Source organism: Geothermobacter ehrlichii, assembly GCF_008124615.1.
In the GTDB taxonomy this organism is placed as follows: domain Bacteria; phylum Desulfobacterota; class Desulfuromonadia; order Desulfuromonadales; family Geothermobacteraceae; genus Geothermobacter; species Geothermobacter ehrlichii.
In genome coordinates, this window is sequence record NZ_VNIB01000002.1 from 135,875 (window position 1) to 155,299 (window position 19,425).

Annotated in this window: 21 protein-coding genes; 17 read left to right on the plus strand and 4 right to left on the minus strand. The window is 63.9% G+C overall.

Annotated elements, in window-relative coordinates; translation table 11 throughout:
- Nucleotides 1-176: 176 nt before the first annotated feature.
- From EDC39_RS03320 to EDC39_RS03335, 4 genes are all read right to left on the minus strand, one after another.
- Nucleotides 177-380: a (2Fe-2S)-binding protein gene (locus EDC39_RS03320; protein ID WP_148894874.1), complete on the minus strand. Its 204-nt coding sequence runs from the start codon at nt 378-380 to the stop codon at nt 177-179.
- A 60-nt stretch (nt 381-440) separates the two neighbouring features.
- Complete coding sequence (locus EDC39_RS03325) at nt 441-1,112, minus strand: haloacid dehalogenase type II (protein WP_148894876.1); 672 nt, start codon at nt 1,110-1,112, stop codon at nt 441-443.
- A gap of 139 nt (nt 1,113-1,251) precedes the next feature.
- Nucleotides 1,252-1,452 (minus strand): cold-shock protein, encoded by a 201-nt coding sequence (locus EDC39_RS03330; protein ID WP_148894878.1) that lies wholly within the window; start codon nt 1,450-1,452, stop codon nt 1,252-1,254.
- 239 nt (nt 1,453-1,691) lie between these two features.
- A complete protein-coding gene (locus EDC39_RS03335) occupies nt 1,692-3,908 on the minus strand; it encodes a vitamin B12-dependent ribonucleotide reductase (protein ID WP_148894880.1) in 2,217 nt (738 codons plus the stop codon).
- Nucleotides 3,909-4,274: 366 nt separating this feature from the next.
- On the opposite strand from EDC39_RS03335, the gene EDC39_RS03340 reads away from it, so the two are divergent.
- The 17 genes from EDC39_RS03340 (at nt 4,275) to rsmA (ending at nt 19,353) form a co-directional block, all read left to right on the plus strand.
- Nucleotides 4,275-5,318, plus strand: coding sequence for a GGDEF domain-containing protein (locus tag EDC39_RS03340; RefSeq protein ID WP_148894882.1), 1,044 nt, complete (start codon nt 4,275-4,277; stop codon nt 5,316-5,318).
- A gap of 30 nt (nt 5,319-5,348) precedes the next feature.
- Nucleotides 5,349-6,785, plus strand: coding sequence for a sigma-54-dependent transcriptional regulator (locus tag EDC39_RS03345; protein ID WP_148894884.1), 1,437 nt, complete (start codon nt 5,349-5,351; stop codon nt 6,783-6,785).
- 98 nt (nt 6,786-6,883) lie between these two features.
- On the plus strand, nt 6,884-7,354 hold the full coding sequence (locus tag EDC39_RS03350; RefSeq protein WP_148894886.1) for a hypothetical protein: 471 nt from the start codon (nt 6,884-6,886) through the stop codon (nt 7,352-7,354).
- Nucleotides 7,354-8,145, plus strand: coding sequence for a hypothetical protein (locus EDC39_RS15260; protein ID WP_187426621.1), 792 nt, complete (start codon nt 7,354-7,356; stop codon nt 8,143-8,145). The genes EDC39_RS03350 and EDC39_RS15260 overlap by 1 nt, the downstream gene beginning before the upstream one ends.
- Nucleotides 8,142-9,251, plus strand: coding sequence for a right-handed parallel beta-helix repeat-containing protein (locus EDC39_RS03355; RefSeq protein WP_187426622.1), 1,110 nt, complete (start codon nt 8,142-8,144; stop codon nt 9,249-9,251). The genes EDC39_RS15260 and EDC39_RS03355 overlap by 4 nt, the downstream gene beginning before the upstream one ends.
- 13 nt (nt 9,252-9,264) lie before the next feature.
- Nucleotides 9,265-10,167, plus strand: a complete 903-nt coding sequence (locus EDC39_RS03360; protein ID WP_148894890.1) for a phosphate/phosphite/phosphonate ABC transporter substrate-binding protein — start codon at nt 9,265-9,267, stop codon at nt 10,165-10,167.
- Nucleotides 10,168-10,174: 7 nt separating this feature from the next.
- Entirely contained in the window at nt 10,175-10,714 is a 540-nt protein-coding gene (locus EDC39_RS03365) for a hypothetical protein (RefSeq protein WP_148894892.1), read from the plus strand.
- Between the two features lie 3 nt (nt 10,715-10,717).
- Complete coding sequence (gene yedE, locus EDC39_RS03370; RefSeq protein WP_148894894.1) at nt 10,718-11,782, plus strand: YedE family putative selenium transporter; 1,065 nt, start codon at nt 10,718-10,720, stop codon at nt 11,780-11,782.
- Nucleotides 11,783-11,804: 22 nt separating this feature from the next.
- Nucleotides 11,805-12,119 (plus strand): GeoRSP system PqqD family peptide chaperone, encoded by a 315-nt coding sequence (locus EDC39_RS03375; protein WP_187426623.1) that lies wholly within the window; start codon nt 11,805-11,807, stop codon nt 12,117-12,119.
- On the plus strand, nt 12,112-13,116 hold the full coding sequence (locus EDC39_RS03380; protein WP_148894898.1) for a GeoRSP system radical SAM/SPASM protein: 1,005 nt from the start codon (nt 12,112-12,114) through the stop codon (nt 13,114-13,116). The genes EDC39_RS03375 and EDC39_RS03380 overlap by 8 nt, the downstream gene beginning before the upstream one ends.
- A 2-nt stretch (nt 13,117-13,118) precedes the next feature.
- Nucleotides 13,119-14,036: an SPASM domain-containing protein gene (locus EDC39_RS03385; protein WP_148894900.1), complete on the plus strand. Its 918-nt coding sequence runs from the start codon at nt 13,119-13,121 to the stop codon at nt 14,034-14,036.
- A 98-nt stretch (nt 14,037-14,134) separates the two neighbouring features.
- Nucleotides 14,135-15,280, plus strand: a complete 1,146-nt coding sequence (locus EDC39_RS03390) for an aminotransferase class V-fold PLP-dependent enzyme (RefSeq protein ID WP_148894901.1) — start codon at nt 14,135-14,137, stop codon at nt 15,278-15,280.
- Nucleotides 15,281-15,306: 26 nt separating this feature from the next.
- Nucleotides 15,307-15,591 (plus strand): hypothetical protein, encoded by a 285-nt coding sequence (locus tag EDC39_RS03395; protein ID WP_187426624.1) that lies wholly within the window; start codon nt 15,307-15,309, stop codon nt 15,589-15,591.
- A 17-nt stretch (nt 15,592-15,608) separates the two neighbouring features.
- On the plus strand, nt 15,609-16,925 hold the full coding sequence (locus EDC39_RS03400; RefSeq protein WP_148894903.1) for a PhoH family protein: 1,317 nt from the start codon (nt 15,609-15,611) through the stop codon (nt 16,923-16,925).
- 117 nt (nt 16,926-17,042) lie between these two features.
- Nucleotides 17,043-18,059, plus strand: a complete 1,017-nt coding sequence (tsaD, locus tag EDC39_RS03405) for a tRNA (adenosine(37)-N6)-threonylcarbamoyltransferase complex transferase subunit TsaD (RefSeq protein ID WP_148894906.1) — start codon at nt 17,043-17,045, stop codon at nt 18,057-18,059.
- Between the two features lie 8 nt (nt 18,060-18,067).
- Nucleotides 18,068-18,550 (plus strand): DUF2062 domain-containing protein, encoded by a 483-nt coding sequence (locus EDC39_RS03410; RefSeq protein WP_148894908.1) that lies wholly within the window; start codon nt 18,068-18,070, stop codon nt 18,548-18,550.
- Nucleotides 18,547-19,353, plus strand: coding sequence for a 16S rRNA (adenine(1518)-N(6)/adenine(1519)-N(6))-dimethyltransferase RsmA (gene rsmA / locus EDC39_RS03415; protein WP_148894910.1), 807 nt, complete (start codon nt 18,547-18,549; stop codon nt 19,351-19,353). The genes EDC39_RS03410 and rsmA overlap by 4 nt, the downstream gene beginning before the upstream one ends.
- Nucleotides 19,354-19,425 lie beyond the last annotated feature (72 nt).

The following is a 19,425-nucleotide window of genomic DNA, read 5'->3' on the forward strand; positions in this document are numbered from 1 at the left end:
CCTTCTGCCGCAGTTCGGCCAGCAGGGCCTCGCCCGGGCCGATGCTGTCGAAAATGTTCGCCGAGGTCATGGTCGCGGCGGTCATGTTCGACGGTCGCCAGCCGCCGGCAGGCAGCCGGGAACAAGCAGCACAAGCTGACCGGCGAAGGTCGGAGCAGGCAGGACGATGCGGTAGCTCATGGGCCGGTCTCTTCCAGTATGGTCAGGATTTTCGGCGTACAGCGTTTGCCGCCGCAGGGGCCCGAACCGGCGCCGGTGGCGGCGCGCAGCTCTTCCAGGGTGCGTTTGCCCTCGGCGATGTGGCGGAGAAAGACCCGTTTCTTGATGTTTTTGCACAGACAGACCGGTTTCAGTCCGTCGATGATCTGTTGTTCATCCATGGTCGGCCTCCGATGGATGGATCGTCGGTTGGGATGTCGAAACCTTCGGGCGCCGCGCTGTCAGTCGACGGCGAGGTCGACCAGGCCTTCGAGACTCGACAGGGTGGCGGTGGGGCTCAGCTCCCAGGGATCGAAGACCGCGTCCGGATTGCGCCTGATCCACGCCGCCCGCATGCCGGCCGACAGTGCGCCCAGAACATCGAACGGATTGCCGGAGACCATCCAGGCCGTATCGCCGGCGGCGCCGGCCCGGCGCAGAAAATGGGCGTAGACCGCCGGATTGGGCTTGAAGCTCCTGATCTCGTCGCAGCTGACGATCTCCTCGAAATACTCCCTGATGCCGGCCTGTTGCAGCAGCGACTCGAGATCGTCCGGTTTGCCGTTGGAAAAAGCGAACAGCCGACAGCTTTTTTGCCGCAACAGTTCGAGTGCCTTCTCGACATCGGCAAAGGCCGGCAACCGTCGGTAGGCGGCCAGCAGTTCCGCCTTTTGCACCGACGACAGCTCGACTCCGAGGGCGGCGCAGGTGTAATCGAGTGCCTGGGCAGTGCAGACCGAGAAGTCGCGGTAGTTCTGCATCAGGCCGCGGCGAAAGGAATATTCGAGCTGCTTGCTGCGCCAGAGGTCGGAAAAGGCCCGGGCCCTGGCGGGCAGCATGCGCTCGAGCAGCGCGACGACGCCGGCGGTGTCGATGAGGGTGCCGTAGACATCGAAGGCAAAAACGGTGGGCATGACGTCCTCCTGACAGGGAAGGAAAGGGTTCCAACCCGACTATCTTAGCGCAGGCGACGTCGTTCGGCCAGAGTGGCAATGGGCACAAAAAAACGCCGCGGCAAAGCCGCGGCGTTTTTGTTTCGACTCATCAAGCGGTTCAGAGCTTGACGATACGGGTGGCCTGGGGGCCTTTCTGGCCTTGGGTCACCTCGAAGGAGACGCGGTCGCCTTCGGAGAGGGACTTGAAGCCTTCAGCATGAATTTCCGAGAAGTGCGCGAAAACGTCAGGACCGTTGTCCTGCTCGATGAAGCCAAACCCTTTCGCGTCGTTGAACCACTTGACTGTACCTTCTGCCATTTTGTTGCTCCTTGTGCCTTCCCTGCGGGAAGTTTTGCTGGGCTGTGCTCGAGGTGTCGCCGAAAAGAAAAGCCGCATGGCCTGAGAAATCGGCCATGCGGCTTTTTTCTGTTTACCCTATGAATCAGTCGGCTGTGCCTGTCGCACAAACATTTTTCAACTGTGGCCAGTCTAGCAACGGCCGGCCGGAAAGGCAAGGAGAAAAACACAGCAGGCACATTTTTTTGTCGCATTCCGGGTCAGGCGCACTCCGAGTAGCCGCAGGCGTGGCAGACGCAGCAGCCGCCCTCGTGCTCCACCGGGCCGCCGCAGTCGGGGCAGGCGCCGCCGTTGCCGACGAACTGGGTCGGGGCGTCACCTTCGGGCAGCATGTGCAGCTCGATCGCCTTGGCGACGGCATCGGCGCAGGAGGTGATGCGGTTGGCGCCGAATCCCGCCGGCTTGTGGCAGGTGATGCCGATCAGCTGCTTGACCGCCTGACGCGCCTGAACCCCGGAGCGCCAGGCCAGGGAGACCAGACGGCCGATTGCCTCGCACTGGCTGGCGGCGCAGCCGCCGGCCTTGCCCATGGTGGTGAAGAGCTCGAAAACCCCCTTGCTGTCCTCGTTGATGGTGACATAGAGGGGACCGCAACCGGTTTCCATCTGGTAGGTGGTGCCCCGCAGGGCCCGCGGTCGCTCACGCTTGCGGGATTTCTTCTCGGTCTCAATGGGGATGTCGGCGGCCTTTTCATCCGCTTTCTTGACCGAAAGAACCTGCAGGTCACGGGAACCGTCGCGATAGATGGTCACCCCTTTGCAGCCTAGCTGGTAGGCCAGGCGGTAGACGGTGGCCACGTCCTCGCGGCTGGCCTCGTTGCGGAAATTGACCGTCTTGGAGACGGCGTTGTCGGTGTACTTCTGAAAGGCCGCCTGCATGCGAATATGGTCTTCGGGGGTGATGTCGTGGGCGGTGACGAAGACCCGACGCACGTCTTCGGGAATTTCGGGAATGTCCTGCACCGTGCCGTGTTCGGCGATCTTCTCCATCAGCTCCTTCGAATAGAAGCCGCGCTCGCGGGCGATCTGCTCGAACAGGGGATGCACCTCCACCAGCTTGTCGTCATCGAGCACCTGGCGGACGAAGCTGACCGCGAACAGCGGCTCGACCCCGGACGAGGTGCTGCTGATGATCGAGATGGTACCGGTCGGGGCGATGGTGGTGCAGGTGGCGTTGCGGATCGGTCTGCCACCCTTGACGTCGTAGATGGAGCCCTTGAAGTTGGGGAAGGGGCCCCGCTCCTCGGCCAGTTCGACCGACATCTGGTGGGCTTCGTCGTTGATGAATTTCATCAGCTTCTCGCCCAGCTCGATGGCCTCCTGCGAGTTGTAGGGGATGCCGAGCCTGATCAGCATGTCGGCCCAGCCCATGATGCCGAGACCGATCTTGCGGTTGGCGCGTGTCATCTGGTCGATTTCGGGGATCGGGTAGTTGTTGACCTCGATGACGTTGTCGAGGAAGCGGGTGGCCAGGCGCACGGTTTCCCGCAGCCGTGGCCAGTCGACGTCGTCTTCGTGCGCGAAGCGGGCGAGGTTGATCGAACCGAGGTTGCACGACTCGTAGGGGAGCAGAGGCTGCTCGCCGCAGGGGTTGGTCGCCTCGATTTCGCCGACGTGCGGCGTCGGGTTGTCGCGGTTGAGACGGTCGAGGAAGATGATGCCCGGTTCGCCGTTGTGCCAGGCCATGTCGACAATGTGGTCGAAGATCTTGCGGGCCGGCAGCTTGCCGACCGGTTTGCCGGTGCGGGGGTTGACGATATCGTATTCACCGTCCTTTTCGACCGCCTCCATGAAGGCTTCGGTCAGGCCGACGGAAATGTTGAAATTGGTCAGCACGGTCTGGTCGCGCTTGGCCATGATGAAATCCATGATGTCGGGATGGTCGACCCGCAGAATGCCCATGTTGGCACCACGCCGGGTGCCGCCCTGCTTGATGGTTTCGGTGGCGGCGTCGAACACCTTCATGAAGGAGATCGGACCGGAGCTGATGCCGCGGGTGGAGCTGACCACGTCGTTGGCCGGCCGGATGCGCGAAAAGGAGAAGCCGGTGCCGCCGCCGCTCTTGTGAATCAGGGCGGTGTTCTTGATCGCCTCGAAGATCTCCTCCATCGAGTCGCCTACCGGGAGCACGAAACAGGCCGAGAGCTGGCCCAGCTCGCGACCGGCGTTCATCAGCGTCGGCGAGTTGGGCATGAACTCGAGGCTGGTCATCATCCGGTAGAATTCCTTCTCCAGCTGTTTGGCGTCGACGCCGGTGTTCAGCTTCGTTTCGGCCGAGGCGATGGTGCGGGCGACCCGGGCGAACATCTCGGCCGGCGTCTCGAGGACCTTGCCTTCCTCGTTGCGCTTCAGGTAGCGGCGCTCGAGGACGGTGATGGCGTTTGCTGACAACTGCAGGGCGGTCTCTTTCTTGGACATTGGTTTTCCCTCTTTGTAACTGGAATTGAAAATGAGAATGGCGGGATGTCAACCCGTCGTCCGTATTGTCGGAATTTGGTGAAAAAGTCTTATATCGTGTGGAAATGCCGCGTTTAAACCACAATATGTTGTGGCTGTCAAGGTCTCTTTGCAGCCGGTTTTTGCCGGTCGACACGCCGGTTTCCCGGATCTTGTAAAAATAAAACCAAAAAACTCAGCAATTTAGCCTTTCGGTCGGGATCGGTATACGGGCGACGGAAAAATCTTTTGCCGGCCGGACGCTTTACAGGGGGCAGTCGCCGTGCTAGAAGAAAACATTTAATTTTATCAAATTTCTTTTCGGCAGCCTGACGGCCAGGCAAGGGTATGAGTGACGCGACACGAAAACCGGGCCAACTCGAAGAGGAGCTGCGCGGGCTGAAGAACATTCTCAGTGTCGCCCAGGTGGTGGTATCCTCTCTCGAACTGGACGAGGTGCTCGACAACATCCTCGGCAGCGCCATGGCGATCATGGAGATGCCGGCGGGCAGCATCGCCCTGTACGACGAGCGGACCGGCCGACTTGAACTGCGCGTCGCCCACGGCCTCAGCGATGCCTTCACCGCCCGGCGGCGCTGGAGGGTGACGCCGGGCGGACTGACTGCGACCATCCTCGACAAGGGCGACCTCTTTGTCGTCGAGGACACCGAAAAGGCCGTTTTCTTTCGCAATCCCCTCGCGCTGGCAGAAGGGATACGGTCGCTGATTGCGGTGCCCCTCAAGATTCAGGAGAAGCTGATCGGCATTCTCTACGTCGACGATTTCGTTCCCCGCCGGTTCGATGCCACCAGCCTGAAGATGCTGTCGATCCTCGGTTCATTCGCTTCCATGAGCATCGACAATGCCAGGCTGCACGCTCGCACGCTGGAGCTGGCCTGTACCGACGGACTGACCGGGGTCTACAACCATCGCCATTTCAAGAAACTGTTCGCCGACGAACTGGGACGCGCCCGGCGCTATGGCAAAGAGCTGGGCCTGATCATGTTCGATATCGACGATTTCAAGGCCTTCAACGACCGCTACGGACATCCCGTGGGCGACAGGGTGCTGGCGGCGGTGGCCGAGATCCTGCGGGAAACCCTGCGCGACTGCGACCAGCTCTTTCGCTACGGCGGCGAGGAGTTCATCGCCCTGCTGCCGGAAACCGACCTGCAGTCGGCCCTGGCAGCGGCCGAGCGCTGCCGCCGGTGCATCGAGCGCGAATCGGCCGATTGCCTGGCCGGCATCACCGACCGGGGAGTGACGATAAGCGTCGGGGTTGCCGTCTTCCCGCGCGACGGCGAAACCTTCGACGGCCTCTTGAAGGCGGTGGACGATCTGATGTACGTTGCCAAGCGCGAGGGGAAGAACAAGGTCTATCACATGCCCTGAGGGGCGAATCGAAGAAAGCGCGGATATCCGATGGCAGGAGAAAAGATCCTCATCGTCGATGATGAAGAGGGGATGCGGCGGCTGTTGAGCCGCATTCTGGTCAAGGAAGGCTACGAAACCTTCGCCGCGGCCAACGGCCAGGAGGCGCTGCAGGCGGTGGCGCTGGAGGAGTACGATCTGGTCATCACCGACCTGAAGATGCCGGGGATGGACGGCCTGACACTGCTCAACGAGCTGAAGGACTACGATCCGCGGCTGCCCATTATCGTCATCACCGCCTACGGCACGGTGGAGAACGCCGTGCAGGCCCTGCGTTCCGGCGCCTTCGACTATATCACCAAGCCCTTCGAGGCGGACGAGATCCGTCTGACGGTGGCCAAGGCCTTCGAGCGGGAACGGCTGATCGCCGAGAACCGCTACCTGCACCAGGAACTGGAGGGGCGCTACAGCTTTTCCGGCATCGTCGGCAGTTCGAAGGCGATGCAGCAGGTCTTCGATGTCGCCGGCTCGGTGGCCAATTCCAACGCCAACGTCCTGATTACCGGCGAATCGGGCACCGGCAAGGAGCTGATTGCCCGTTCCATCCACTTCAACTCGCCGCGCAAGGAAAAACCGTTCATCGTGCTCAACTGCGCCGCCTTGTCGGAGAGCGTGCTGGAGAGCGAGCTGTTTGGCCATGAGCGGGGGGCCTTCACCGGCGCCCTGCACCAGAAGAAGGGACGGTTCGAGCTCGCCGATCAGGGGACGCTGTTCATCGACGAGGTCGGCGAGATGAGCCTGGCGGCCCAGGTCAAGTTGCTGCGAGTGATTCAGGAGCACGAGTTCGAGCGGGTCGGCGGCAACCGCACCATCAAGGTCGACGTGCGCATCGTCGCCGCCACCAACAAGAACCTTGAGGAGGAGGTCAAGGCCGGGCGTTTTCGCGAGGATCTCTTTTACCGGCTGAACGTGGTCAACATCGAGCTGCCGCCGCTTCGCGAACGGCGCGAGGACATCGAGCCGCTGGCCGCTCATTTTCTCGAAAAGTACACCCGGGAGACGGGCAAGAAGATCGAGCAGATCTCTCCCAAGGCGCTGGCCTGTCTGGTCGCCCACGACTGGCCCGGCAATGTGCGCGAACTGGAAAATGTCATCGAGCGGGCGGTGGTGCTGGCCAAGGGGGAGGTGCTGACGCCGCGCGACTTTCCCCAGGGCATCCAGAGCCGGGACCAGATCTGCCTGTCGCTGCCCGAATCGGGCGGCAGCCTGACCGAGATTCTGGAGGACCTCGAGCGACAGCTCATCATCCAGACGCTGAACCGGGAAGGGCGTTCCCAGACCCGGGCCGCCGAAGTGCTCGGCATCAAGCGCACCACCCTGCGCTACAAGCTGGAGAAGTACAACCTGCTCGGCAAGGGCCTCGATGACGACACCGGTGAGGACGATGCCGGCGAATCCGATGAATCCGATGACGGTGAGTCCCGCTGATTTTCGTCTGTCAGACTTCCTTTCTGCCGCTGGTATGCCCCTTGCTTGATTCTCTTGTCATTCTGGTGAACCGATACCTGCCGCCGGACGGATGAATCATGTCCCGAACCACGCTGTTGCTCCTTTTCGTTCTGCTGCCGGTCAGCGCTTTCGGCTGTTTCGGCCCCAAGCTCTATATCGCCACCGGCGATTCGTACCGCCAGCAGGCCTTCTATGCCCTGGTTTCCATCTACATCAAGGAGAAGACGGGCACCGATTCGGTTCTGGTCGCGCGCGGGGAGGCGGATCCGGGCGCTCTGATCGCCGCCAGCCGGGCCGATCTGGAAATCGTCGACGGAAACGAGCCGGCCGCCGGTCGCATTCTCTTTCGCAAGGCCGGCCTGCCCTTTCTGCTGAGCGGTTCCCGCCCGCTGGAGGATCTGCAGTTCAGCCTGATCCCCCGGGCGCTCGATCGCCTCTGTCGGCAACTGACGGTGGCGCAGTTCGACCGGCTGGTCGCCCGAATCGCGCAGGGGGAGGCGCCCATGGCGGTGGCGCGTGAATTCCTCCGGCAACAGGACTGGCTCTGATGCGGATGCTGATACTCTTTCTTTTCGGATTTGTTCTGGTTCTGGCCGGCTGCGCTCCTGAAGCGCCCCGTTTCTATCGACCCGAACCGCTGCCGCGTCTGGCCGGTGTAATTGGCGGACAGCTGCATCTGTCGGGGGAAGTGGTGGTTGCCGACGATGTGCGGATTGCTCCTGGCGCCGAACTGGTCATTGAGCCGGGAACCACCCTCTGGATCATGCCCGCCGGCTCGACCAAGATCGAACCCGATTTTCTTTCGCCGCGCACCGAGATCCTGGTCCAGGGGCGGCTGCGCATCGCCGGCAGCGAGGAAGAGCCGGTCCGCTTCGCCACCCTGCGGCCGCAGCTCGATGTCGCGCCGGGCGACCCGCTCTGGGCCGGGATCATTGTCGTCGATGGCGGCCGGGCCGAGCTGAGCCATGTCCGGCTTCAGGCGGCCGATTACGGTCTATGGCTGCTGGAGGGCGAGGGCAGGCTGCGGGCGGTGGAATTCGCCGATTGCCGCTACGGCATTGCCGTGCAGGCCGAAGGGCATCTCGAGCTTGCCGACAGCCTGTTGCGCGGCGGCGAGATCGGTCTTTTCTGCCCCGGGCCGGGGGCGGTGCAGTTGCGCCAGGTCCGGTTCGATGGCCAGGACGAGGAGGGAATCCATATCGGCTCATCCTGCCGGATCGCCGGCGAGGATGTCGCCGTCGAGAGGGCCCGGGTCGGTGTTGCCGCCGCCGAGCGGCCTGCGTTCATCAGATTTGGGGACAACGGTCGCGACTTTCTCCGCTTGCGGAGGCGGCCGTGAAATGGCTCCCGGCTCTGCTCTTTCTTTTGCTTTTTGTCCCGTCGGTCCGGGCCGAGACCGTCTACCGCGGTGAACAGACCCTCTGGCAGGATACCGTCTGGCAGGGTGAGGTGCTGATCGACGGAATCCTGACGGTCGCCCCCGAGGTGAGGCTGGAAATCCGCCCGGGAACCACCGTTCGCTTCACCTTTTACGATTCCAACGGCGACGGCATCGGCGAGCACGAAATGTTCGTGCAGGGCAGGATTGTCGCCCTGGGCAGCGCCGAACGCCCCATTCGCTTTACCGCGGCCGGAGACAACCTCTTTCCCGGCGCCTGGGGGGCGGTCAACATGATGGGCAGCGACGCGGAGAATCTTTTTCGGCACTGTGTGGTCGAGTACGGCGCCATGGGTTTCCATTCCCATTTCGGCCGGGCGCGGATCGATCACTCCCTGTTCCGCCGCAACCTGCGGGGGCTGATGTTTCAGGACTCGACCGTCAATCTTCTCGATTGCCGCATCGAGGACAATTTCAACGGCCTGCAGTTTCGCGATTCGACGGTCGTTCTCCGCTCGTGCGTCGTGACCGGCGGCAACTGGGCGGTGCGCTGCGTCTACAGCACCCTGGAGATGGTCGGCTGCCGGATCGAAAACAACCGGGTCAACGGTGTCAACCTGCGCGATTCGACCCTGACCGCCCGCGGCAACCTGATCCGCGGCAACCGCAGCGGCATCTATGTCCAGGGCGGAGAGGCGGAACTGACCGGCAACCTTGTCAGCGACAACCTCGAGCATGGCACCCTTTTTGAAAATGCGATCGTGATGGTCAAGAAGAACCGGATCATCCGCAATGGCCGGGCCGGTGTGCGCTGGATCGACGCGCGCGGCGAACTGTCCGGCAACGATCTGTCCGGCAATCTCGAATATGCCTTCGTCAACGACGGCCGGCAGGATGCCCGGCTGGGGAGCAACTGGTGGGGGACGGCGGATCCGGCGCGGATTGCGGAGCTGATCCGCGACCGCCGGGAGCGCGACGATGTCGGGGCCGTCATCTTCGCGCCGCCGTTGACGGCTCCGCCCGCAATCGAAGCCGCAACAGGCCGGCATTCAACCGTGAGCGAGTAAAAGGACTGCCCGCATGCGTTGTCGTCATTTTCTTCTGTTCCTCTCCGTTCTGCTCGTCTCCATTGCCGGCTGCCGGCAGAGTGCGGTCGACGGGCCGGTCTACAAGATCGGCTACATGAACTGCAACAGCGAGACGGAAACCCGCCAGCGCTTCACGCCGCTGACCCGCTACCTCGAGCAGAAGCTCGGGGTGCGGTTCGAACTGGTGCCGGTCGACACCCAGGATTTCGAGGAGCGCTTCGTCAGGGAGAAGTTCGCCTTCACCCACACCAATTCCCTGATCTACCTGGTGCTGCACGAGGATCACGGCGTGAAGCTGATGGCGACGGAAAAACGGGGGCAGTTCGGGCCGCGTACGGCCGGGACCATCATCGCCCGCCGGGGCAGCGGCGTCCGCACCCTGGCCGACCTGAAGGGCAAACGCATGCTCTTCGGGCCCCAGCTGGCACCGTCCGGCTACCTGGCCCAGTACGACCTGATGCTGCAGGCTGGCCTCGACCCCGAGGAGGATCTCGCCCTCTACGGCATTCCGCACGGCTCCTACAAGCACGAAAAGGTCATTTATGGCGTCTATTTCGGTGCCTGGGACGTTGCCGCCGCGCCCGCGCTCGACCTCGAGCTGATGATCCGCGACGGCCGCATCAGCGCCGACGATTTCAACGTCATCGCCCAGAGCGAGATCTTTCCCTACTGCACCTTCGGTGCGTCCCCCGATGTCGATCCCGGCCTGGCCGAGCGTTTTCGTCAGGCGCTGCTCGAGCTGACGCCTCAGACCACCGTATCGATCGACGGCGAGGAGGTGAAGGTGCTCAAGGCTGCCTGGATCGACGGTTACGACGCCCTCGCCGACAGCGATTACGACATCCTGCGGCAGATGGCCCGTCGGGCCAACATGCCGCCCTACCAGAAATTCTGAGCCGGGCATGAAACTCAGCGACCGTTTTGACCTGTTTCACCTGCTGATGCTGGCCCTCGCCCTGGGCGGCGCGCTGGTGCTCGGATTTTCCGGCAGCGGATCTTCCGCTGTTGTCACCGGAACGAGCCGGCAGCTCGAGCAGGACCTGGCCTACCGGGCGCGCATCGCCTTTCTGCGCGACGTCTATGCCCCGGTCGAAGAGCTGATGACCCAGGGGCGCGACCAGCAGGCGCTGCTGAAACTCGCCGAGATCGCCCGCCGTTATCCCGGCGAGGGCTACGGCCTGCTTCTGCGCGGGCGCATTCTGCACCGTCTCGGCGCTGTCGAGCAGGCGGCCGCCGCCTATGCCGAGGCGGTCAGGAAGAATCCCGACTTCGTCGATGCTCAGGCGCCGCTGTCGGCGCGGCAGGAGATCGCAGCCCTGCTCGAAACCGAACTGCAGCCGGTCAGGCAGCGGGCGGTCGGGCAGGGGAAGAGCCCGTCGGCGCGTCGGGCGCTGAGCGATCTGCGCTATCTCCAGAGCCGACTTGCCGGAGGCTGCGAATAGGCCATGCCCGTGTTCGATCGACAGTTCTGGCTGATTCTGCTGGCCAGCGTCCTGCTGGGGCTCTGCGGCGTCGCCCTGGCGGTGCTGGGCAATCCGCAGAACTCGGGCATCTGCATCTCCTGTTTTCTCGAGAACAGCGCCGGCGCTCTCGGCCTGCACGGAAACGAGCGCATGCAGTACCTGCGTCCGGAACTGATCGGTTTTGTGCTCGGCGCCCTGGCCAGTGCCCTGGCCGGGCGCGAATTCCGCTCTCGCGGGGGCAGCGCTCCCATGCTGCGGCTTCTTTCGGGCGTCTTCCTGATGGTCGGCTGCGCCGTTTTCATCGGCTGCCCGATCAAGCTCTTTCTGCGCCTGACCGCCGGTGACCTGACCGCCCTGAGCGGTCTGGCCGGACTGCTGGCCGGGGTCTGGACCGGACTGAAGGGGCTGGCCGCCGGCGTAGGCTTCGCCCGTGCCGAAAAACAGGGCGGGGCGGCGGGAGTGTGGATTCCGCTGTTCTTTTTGCTGGGGCTGGCGGCCCTCTTTGTCCGCCCCGCCTTTCTGCACTTTTCGACCCGCGGCAGCGGCGCCGAACATGCACCGCTGCTCATTTCCCTCGGCGCCGGACTGCTGCTCGGGGTGCTGGCCCAGCGCAGCCGGTTCTGTGTCACCGGCAGCCTGCGCGACACCTTTCTCATGGGACGCAGAAATCCGCTGCTCTGGGGACTGGTCGTCTTTGTGCTGACCGCGACGGCGGCCAATCTGGCCACCGGCAACTTTCATCCCGGTCTCTATGGTCAGCCGGGGGCGCATCTCGAGTTTTTCTGGAGCCTGCTCGGCATGTACCTGGTCGGCTGGCTGTCGGTGCTGATCGGCGGCTGTCCCTTCCGCCAGCTGATCAAGGCCGGCGAGGGGGATGCCGACGCCGGGCTGGTGGTGATCGGCATGCTGCTCGGCAGTGCCGTGGTCCAGGCCTGGGGGCTGGCCGCCACCGCCGCCGGCGTGCCCCTCTACGGCAAGGTGGCCGTGCTGGCGGGGCTGGCTTTCGTTTCCTTCAATACGCTTTCGGGCCGGCGGGCCGAAGCCTGACCGGCGGGATGGGATGCAAAGCATGAAACGTCCGATACGCAGAGAAGATATCGTCTGGCGTCATGAAGCCAGGCGCGAACAGGAACTGCTCGCCGCCATGGAACGCGGCGAGGATATTTCGGATCGCGGTACGGTGATCCTGGTCGTCGACGGAACCATGCACCAGCTCAACCTGCTGGGCGGCGAGATCTGGCGGCGCTGTGACGGCGAACGCAGCGTCGAGGCGATCGTCGACGAGCTGGCGGCCGAATACAATGTCGGACGCGACGAGCTGGCGGCCGATGTCGAGGCCTTTCTGGCCGATCTCAACCAAAGGGGCTGGATTCATTATGAATGATGCCAACCGGGGCCTGCTGAGCGCTCCTCTGACCTTCAACTGGACCCTGTCGTATCGCTGCAACTTCAGCTGCAGCCACTGCTACAGCCGGGAAGAGCAGGCTGAAGAGCTGCCGACCGGGGATCTGCTTGCCATCGTCGACATCCTGGCCGACAAAAAGGTGCCGTTCATCAATTTCGGCGGCGGCGAGCCGTTGATCCGCGACGACCTGTTCACCGTCGCCGTTCATGCCGCGGAAAAGGGGCTCAATGTCTCGATGAACTCCAACGGCTGGCTGGTCGACCGGCAGGCGGCCGAGCGGCTGAAGGCGAGCGGCTTCAAAAGCGTCGGCATCAGCATCGACAGCGCCGAGGCCGCCCTGCACGATGATTTCCGCTGCATGCCCGGCTCCTGGCTGCGGGCGGTGGCCGCCCTCGACAATCTGCGCGCCGCCGGACTGCGCACCACCATGAGTTCGGTCATCTCGCGCATCAATTACCGGAACTTTCGCGACCTGCTGCAGCTGGCGCGCGAGCACGGCGTTCACACCGTTTACCTGCACAATTTCAAGTGCAGCGGCCGGGGATTCAAGAACCGTGAAGAACTCGACCTGACGCCCGAAGAGTGGAAGGCCTTCTACCTGGAGGCGCTCGCGGTCAAGAACGAAACCGACGATCTGGTCATCTCCTTTGACGATCCGGTGATCGCCTCGCTGCCCGGCTATGACGCCGATCCCCTGGTCAAGGGGAGTAGCTGCGGCAAGCTGTCGCTGCATTTGCGGCCGAACGGCGACATCACCCCCTGCGGTTTCATCCCGCTGGTGGTGGGGAACATCCTGAAACAGGACTTCGACGACATCTGGTACAACTCCCCCGTTCTGCAAAAGATGCGCAACAAGCAGGCCAAGGGCAAATGCGCCGGCTGTTCGGCCTACGAGGACTGCCTCGGCGGCTGCACCGCCCGCGCCTTTGCCGTGACCGGCGATTTTTCGCAGCCTGACCCCCACTGCTGGAAGTAGTCATGGCCATCGATCTGCTCGACGCTCCCCTGCGCCTGACCTGGACCATGCGCCGCGGCCGGCTCGACGAGCCGGCCCTGCTGCGACTGGCCGGGCGGCTGGCCGATGCCGGCCTGTTTTTTGTCACTCTGCGGGGGGATTTCGCCCGTTTTCCCCGGCTGGCGGACCTGCTGGCGATCCTGCTCGAAGCCGGCGTCCAGGTCACCGTGCAGGCCGACATCCGCGATGATGAGCTTCCAAAGACGCCCGTCGGCGTCGCCTGGCAGTTTGATCTGACGGCGGCGCTGCTCGCAGGGGCCGAAACGTCGACTGTCGGCCGCCTGATCCGGCGTCGGGCGACAAAACCTGGACAGCCGCACCTTGCCCTTGTCCCCCTGCGGCCGCTGCTGCCCCGGCTTCCGGAGGTGCTCGAACTGGCCGGGCGGGAAGGCATTGGCCGCCTGGTGCTGCCCAATGTGCCGCTGGTAGACGATGCGGAGGCGCTGGCGCCGCTGGTGCCCGACGCCCGCGATCTTGCATCCTTTCGCCGCGAATTCGAACGGCGCACGGCCGCCGGTTTCACCGGCGAGCTGGTGGTGCACGACCTTTTTCTCTGGGAGATCCTCTGCCCCGGACGCGAGCGTGACCACTACGTCGGCTGCCAGGCGGGCAACAGCCTGGCCCATCTCGATGCGGCGGGGCATCTCCATCCCTGCATCTCCTGGCCCCGCGATCTCGGCAGCCTGCTCGATCACTCCCTGCACGACCTCTGGCAGGCGGCGGCGCGCAGCGAGGTCCTCGCCGCCATCGGTGAGCTGCCCGCGGACTGCCGCGCCTGCGCCATTTGCGACCGCTGCCACGGCGGTTGCCGCGGTTTGGCCCTGACGCTGCCGAAAGACGCCGCCGGCCGCGACCTGCTCTGCGACCGGCCGCGTCGGTGAAACGGAGCGCCTATCCACTCATGCGCCAGCCGCGGTACAGTGGTCGGGGCGAATTTTTCCGGTGGCAAATGCATTCCAATCCAGTATGATAGCGGCAAATGGCGATCTATCTCGATAACGCGGCGACATCATTTCCAAAACCGGACGCGGTATGCGAGGCCGTCGGCTGGACGCTGAAAAACGCCGGCGGCAATCCCGGACGCGGCGGTCACGGCTTTTCCCTCGAGGCGGGGCGGGTGCTGTTCGAGGCCCGCGAGACCGTGGCGCGTTTTTTCGGAGTGGCCGACTCGGAACGGATTGCGCTGCTGTCCAGCGCCACCGAGGCGATCAACCTGGCCCTGTTCGGCTGGCTGCGCCCGGGCGATCGGGTGCTGACCACCCGCATGGAGCACAACGCGGTCAGCCGTCCGCTGAACGCTCTGGCCGATCGCGGGGTTCAGGTTGTCCGTCTTCCCTGTGATGCCGATGGCCGGCTCTCTCTCGACGCCCTGCGCCGGGAAGCCGGCGTCGGAGCCAGGCTGATGGTGCTGTGCCACTGCTCCAATGTCACCGGCACCCTGCAGCCGCTGGAAGAGATCGTCGATATCTGCAATCGGTACCGGATCCCGGTTCTGGTCGACGCGGCGCAGAGCGCCGGGCACTTTCCACTCGATATCGGAAGGCTCGGCGTCGACATGCTCGCGGCGCCCGGCCACAAGGGGCTGCTCGGGCCGGCTGGTACCGGCTTCCTCTACCTGCGGCCGGGCATCGAGCTGCAGCCGCTGATTTACGGCGGCACCGGCATCAATTCGACGGCCAAGCAGATGCCTGAGCAGATGCCGGAACGGTTCGAGGCCGGCACCCGCAACGTGCCGGGGCTGGCCGGTCTCGCCGCCGGCATCCGTTATCTGGAGACGGCCGGACCGCAACTGGTCGAGGCCCGTCTGTCGGCCCTGACCGGGCAGCTGCTCGAAGGGCTCGCCGGTATCGGCGGGGTAAAGGTCTTCGGGCCTGGCCCCGAAGAGAAGAGAGGGAGCGTCGTCTCCTTCGTGGTCGAGGGCCGCGATCCGGCCGAATTCGCCTTCCGGCTCGACCGCGAATTCGCCATCTGCTGCCGGGCCGGCCTGCACTGCGCGCCGGACGCCCATCGCACCATTGGCAGCTATCCCGAGGGGACGGTCAGGCTGAGTCCCGGCCCCCTGACCACGCAGGACGAAATCGGGCAGGCGCTGGAGGCCGTCAGGGCCCTGGCGCGCATCCGGTGATTATTCGTAAAACGAGGAGTCGGACCATGCGAACGATGCGGACAATCTTTCTGGCCTTTCTGGCGGCGGCTCTGCTGGTCGCCTGCTCTTTGCCGCCGGACAAACCGGTGACCCGGCAGGAGCTGATGGCCACCCGGATCTACAACTACTACATTATCGAGGAATCGCCGGAGATGATCCTCAACGCCCTGAACCGGGACGGCGAGGTGGTGATCGCCACCAAGCGCAACATCCCCGGCAAGAACTATCCTGTCCATCTCAAACTGCTTGCCACCGCGGAAGGGATCGAAGTCGTCGATTACGACCGCTGAGAGGGTGAAACCGCCTGATGAAAAAAATCTTCATACTCGACACCAACGTGCTGCTGCATGATCCTCAGGCCATCTTCAAGTTCCAGGACAACGATGTCGCCATTCCGATTACGGTCATCGAGGAGATCGACGGCTTCAAGAAGAGCCTGAGTGAAACCGGCCGCAACGCTCGGCAGGTTTCGCGGCTGCTCGACAGCCTGCGCCTCAAGTACAGCCTGACCCAGGGCGTGCCGCTCGAGTCGGGCGGCATGCTTTCGGTCCATCTCTACACCGAGGATGTCCTGCGGCGTCTGCCGCCGGAGCTGCGCAACGAGCGGGGCGACAACCGCATTCTGGCGGTGGCCCTGAAGCTGCGCGACGAGCGGCAGCACCCGGTCATTTTCGTCACCAAGGACACCAACCTGCGCATCAAGGCCGATGCCCTCGGCCTGCGGGCCGAGGATTACGAGTCGGACAAGGTCGACATCGACGAACTCTATCCCGGTGCGACCGTGGTCCAGGTGAGCAAGGAGGAGGTCGACCGCTTCTACAGCGAAGGCCATCTCGATCTGGAGGGGGATTTCTTTCCCAATCAGTGTCTGACCCTGGTCGACGAGAGTAATCCGTCCCATACCGCCATCGGGCGTTTTCAGGCGCCGCTCAACAGGGTGCTGCCGCTGATTCCCATACCCAAGGAAGGCCTCTGGGGCATCCATCCGCGCAACCGGGAACAGCAGTTCGCCTTCGATCTGCTGCTCAACGACGACATCCAGCTTGTCACCCTGATTGGCATGGCCGGCACCGGCAAGACCCTGCTCGCCCTGGCCGCCGGCCTCTACATGACCGCCGACGAAAACAACTACAGCCGGCTGTTGGTTTCCCGCCCGATTTTCCCCCTGGGACGGGATCTCGGTTTTCTCCCCGGCGATGTCGAAGAGAAGCTCGCCCCCTGGATGCAGCCGATCTTCGACAATGTCGAGCTGCTGCTCGGTTCGGTCGACGAGCAGGGGAAGCGCAAGCGGGGATACCGCGAACTGGTCGACATGGGCCTGATGGAGATCGAGGCCCTGACCTACATCCGCGGTCGCTCCATTCCACACCAGTTCCTGATTGTCGACGAAGCGCAGAACCTGACGCCGCACGAGATCAAGACCATCATCACCCGGGCGGGGGAAGGAACCAAGATCGTCCTGACCGGCGATCCCTACCAGATCGACAATCCCTATGTCGATTCCTCGAGCAACGGCCTGACCTACGCGGTCGAAAAGTTCAAGGGACAGAATATCGCCGGGCACATCACCCTGAAGAAGGGGGAACGATCCTGTCTGGCCGAGCTGGCGGCGAATCTGTTGTAGTGATGGAGGAGTCAGGCTTCAGAAGCCAAAAGCCGGGAGAGGCTGTCCCCGGGAGGCTGGTTCTTGTTTTTCTCGGATTCTGACTCCTGATTCCTGTCCCCTGAATGCTTTTTTACTATGTTGTTGCTCTGCGTTGAAAGTTCCTGTGACGAGACGGCGGCGGCGGTGGTGCGCGACGGCCGGCAGATTCTGTCGAGCGTTGTCGCCTCGCAGGTCGATGTCCATGCTCTCTATGGCGGCGTGGTGCCCGAGCTGGCGTCGCGTCATCATCTCGAGGCGATTACGCCGGTCATCGAGCAGGCGCTCGACGAGGCCGGCGTCGGGATCGCGGATGTCGAAGGGGTGGCGGTCACCCGTGGCCCCGGTCTGGTGGGCGCTCTGCTGGTCGGTCTCTGTGCCGGCAAGGCCCTGGCCTGGGCCCGCGGCATCCCCGTTGTCGGTGTCCACCACATCGAAGGGCACATTCTGGCTCACCTGCTCGAGACGGAACTCGCCTTTCCCTTTGTCGCCCTGGCCGTTTCCGGCGGCCACACTCACCTCTATCGCGTCGACGGCATCGGCCGCTACCGGCTGTTGGGGCAGACTCTCGACGATGCCGCCGGCGAGGCCTTCGACAAGGTGGCGAAGCTGCTCGGTCTCGGTTACCCGGGCGGCGCCGTCATCGACCGGCTCGCCGCCGAAGGGAATCCGGACGCCATCGACTTTCCACGGCCGATGCTGAAGCGGAAGAACCTGCAATTCTCTTTCAGCGGCATCAAGACCGCGGTGATGAATCACGTGCGTGGCCGCGACGAACTGGACCAAAAGGCCGTGCGCGACATCGCCGCCAGCTTTCAGGCTGCGGTGGTCGAGGTGCTGGTGCGCAAGACGCTGCTTGCCGCCGAGCAGGAGGGCATCGACAGGATCGTGGTGGCCGGCGGCGTGGCCTGCAACAGCGGCCTGCGCCGCCGCTTCGCCGACCTTGCCGGCGAGCGGGAACTGCAGGTTGTTTTTCCGTCGCCGCGCCTGTGCGGCGACAATGCGGCCATGCTTGGCGTGGCCGGAGATTACTACCTCGACAACGGACATGCTTCGGGACTCGACTGCAATGCTCTGCCCGTCTGGCCGTTGGAGCAGGTAAGGGTGAAAGGCTGACCGGGAGCATGTATCGGCGTTGGGGTTTCGTCAGGCTGCTCAAGCTTCTCTTTATCCGCTTCGTTCGGCTCAAGGGAACGCCGCACGAGGTGAGCCGCGGCATCGCCCTCGGCATCGCCATCGGCCTGACCCCGACCTTCGGTTTCCAGATGCTGCTCGGTGCCCTGGCCGCCTGGATCCTGCGTGAAAGCAAGGTGGCGGCCATTCTCGGAGTCTGGATCACCAATCCGGTGACGGCGCCGTTCATCTACGCCCTCGAATACGAAACCGGCCGCACCATGCTGCAGATGGAACACGCCCGCCTGCCGGCCGAGTTCACCTTCGAGGCCTTGAGTCGTCTCGGCTGGGATGTCCTTGTCCCGCTCTGTCTCGGCAGCCTGGTCTGGGCAATGATCGGCTGGATTCTCGCCTACTACTTCTGCCTGCAGCTGGCGCCGCTGGCGCGCAGGATTCACATCAGCCGCTGGCCGCGACCGAAAAGAAAGACATGAATCAGCCCCGCCACCGCGCCCGAAAACGCTTCGGGCAGAATTTTCTGCGCGATCAGAACATTGTCGCCCGCATTCTGCAGGCCGCCGAGCTTGCTGAGAGCGACCGGGTGCTCGAAATCGGCCCCGGCACCGGCGCCCTGACCGATGGTCTGCTGCAGCTGGCCGGCGAGGTCGTGGTAATGGAGCTCGACCGTGACCTGGTCGCCTACTGGCAGCAGCGCCGGCATCCCGGACTGCGCGTTGTGTCCGGCGACGCATTGAGGCTCGACTGGTCCGATATCCTCGGCCGGGAACCGGTCAAGATGGTGGCCAACCTGCCCTACAACATCTCGTCGCAGATCCTTTTCCGGATCATCGAGCATCGCCGGCTGTTCAAGCGGCTGGTGCTCATGTTTCAGAAAGAGGTGGGAGACCGGCTGCTGGCGTCGCCGGGGAGCCGCGATTACGGTATCCTTTCGGTGTTCGCCCAGCTCTGGTTCGACATCAGCCGGGTGTGCAACGTGCCGCCGCAGGCCTTCCGCCCGGCCCCCCGGGTCGATTCGGTGGTCCTGCTGTTCAAGCCGCTTGGCGGCCCCCGGGTCGATGTCGTCCGGCCTGAGCTGTTCGATCGCCTGGTGCGGGGCGCTTTTCGCCAGCGGCGCAAGACGTTGCGCAACACCCTGCAGTCGGCCGGGTTTGTCGCTGCCGACCTTGACCGCGCCTTCGAGCTGGCCGGCATCGAACCGACCCGACGGGGAGAGACTCTCTCCCTCGAAGACTTTGCCAACCTGACGCGGGCCCTTGCCCGGCAGGAGGCCCCCTGAACCAGCGCCGGACCGGGGGAACGTCTACCGCCCGTTCGGGGCGGACATCCGGGCCCGGCATCCGGCATTACG

What these genes read in the sequence shown, in the direction of transcription:
- EDC39_RS03320 (WP_148894874.1), bottom strand. Translation starts at nt 380, where the DNA reads ATGGATGAACAACAGATCATCGACGGACTGAAACCGGTCTGTCTGTGC.
- EDC39_RS03325 (WP_148894876.1), bottom strand. Translation starts at nt 1,112, where the DNA reads ATGCCCACCGTTTTTGCCTTCGATGTCTACGGCACCCTCATCGACACC.
- EDC39_RS03330 (WP_148894878.1), bottom strand. Translation starts at nt 1,452, where the DNA reads ATGGCAGAAGGTACAGTCAAGTGGTTCAACGACGCGAAAGGGTTTGGC.
- EDC39_RS03335 (WP_148894880.1), bottom strand. Translation starts at nt 3,908, where the DNA reads ATGTCCAAGAAAGAGACCGCCCTGCAGTTGTCAGCAAACGCCATCACC.
- EDC39_RS03340 (WP_148894882.1), top strand. Translation starts at nt 4,275, where the DNA reads ATGAGTGACGCGACACGAAAACCGGGCCAACTCGAAGAGGAGCTGCGC.
- EDC39_RS03345 (WP_148894884.1), top strand. Translation starts at nt 5,349, where the DNA reads ATGGCAGGAGAAAAGATCCTCATCGTCGATGATGAAGAGGGGATGCGG.
- EDC39_RS03350 (WP_148894886.1), top strand. Translation starts at nt 6,884, where the DNA reads ATGTCCCGAACCACGCTGTTGCTCCTTTTCGTTCTGCTGCCGGTCAGC.
- EDC39_RS15260 (WP_187426621.1), top strand. Translation starts at nt 7,354, where the DNA reads ATGCGGATGCTGATACTCTTTCTTTTCGGATTTGTTCTGGTTCTGGCC.
- EDC39_RS03360 (WP_148894890.1), top strand. Translation starts at nt 9,265, where the DNA reads ATGCGTTGTCGTCATTTTCTTCTGTTCCTCTCCGTTCTGCTCGTCTCC.
- EDC39_RS03365 (WP_148894892.1), top strand. Translation starts at nt 10,175, where the DNA reads ATGAAACTCAGCGACCGTTTTGACCTGTTTCACCTGCTGATGCTGGCC.
- yedE (WP_148894894.1), top strand. Translation starts at nt 10,718, where the DNA reads ATGCCCGTGTTCGATCGACAGTTCTGGCTGATTCTGCTGGCCAGCGTC.
- EDC39_RS03375 (WP_187426623.1), top strand. Translation starts at nt 11,805, where the DNA reads ATGAAACGTCCGATACGCAGAGAAGATATCGTCTGGCGTCATGAAGCC.
- EDC39_RS03380 (WP_148894898.1), top strand. Translation starts at nt 12,112, where the DNA reads ATGAATGATGCCAACCGGGGCCTGCTGAGCGCTCCTCTGACCTTCAAC.
- EDC39_RS03385 (WP_148894900.1), top strand. Translation starts at nt 13,119, where the DNA reads ATGGCCATCGATCTGCTCGACGCTCCCCTGCGCCTGACCTGGACCATG.
- EDC39_RS03390 (WP_148894901.1), top strand. Translation starts at nt 14,135, where the DNA reads ATGGCGATCTATCTCGATAACGCGGCGACATCATTTCCAAAACCGGAC.
- EDC39_RS03395 (WP_187426624.1), top strand. Translation starts at nt 15,307, where the DNA reads ATGCGAACGATGCGGACAATCTTTCTGGCCTTTCTGGCGGCGGCTCTG.
- EDC39_RS03400 (WP_148894903.1), top strand. Translation starts at nt 15,609, where the DNA reads ATGAAAAAAATCTTCATACTCGACACCAACGTGCTGCTGCATGATCCT.
- tsaD (WP_148894906.1), top strand. Translation starts at nt 17,043, where the DNA reads ATGTTGTTGCTCTGCGTTGAAAGTTCCTGTGACGAGACGGCGGCGGCG.
- EDC39_RS03410 (WP_148894908.1), top strand. Translation starts at nt 18,068, where the DNA reads ATGTATCGGCGTTGGGGTTTCGTCAGGCTGCTCAAGCTTCTCTTTATC.
- rsmA (WP_148894910.1), top strand. Translation starts at nt 18,547, where the DNA reads ATGAATCAGCCCCGCCACCGCGCCCGAAAACGCTTCGGGCAGAATTTT.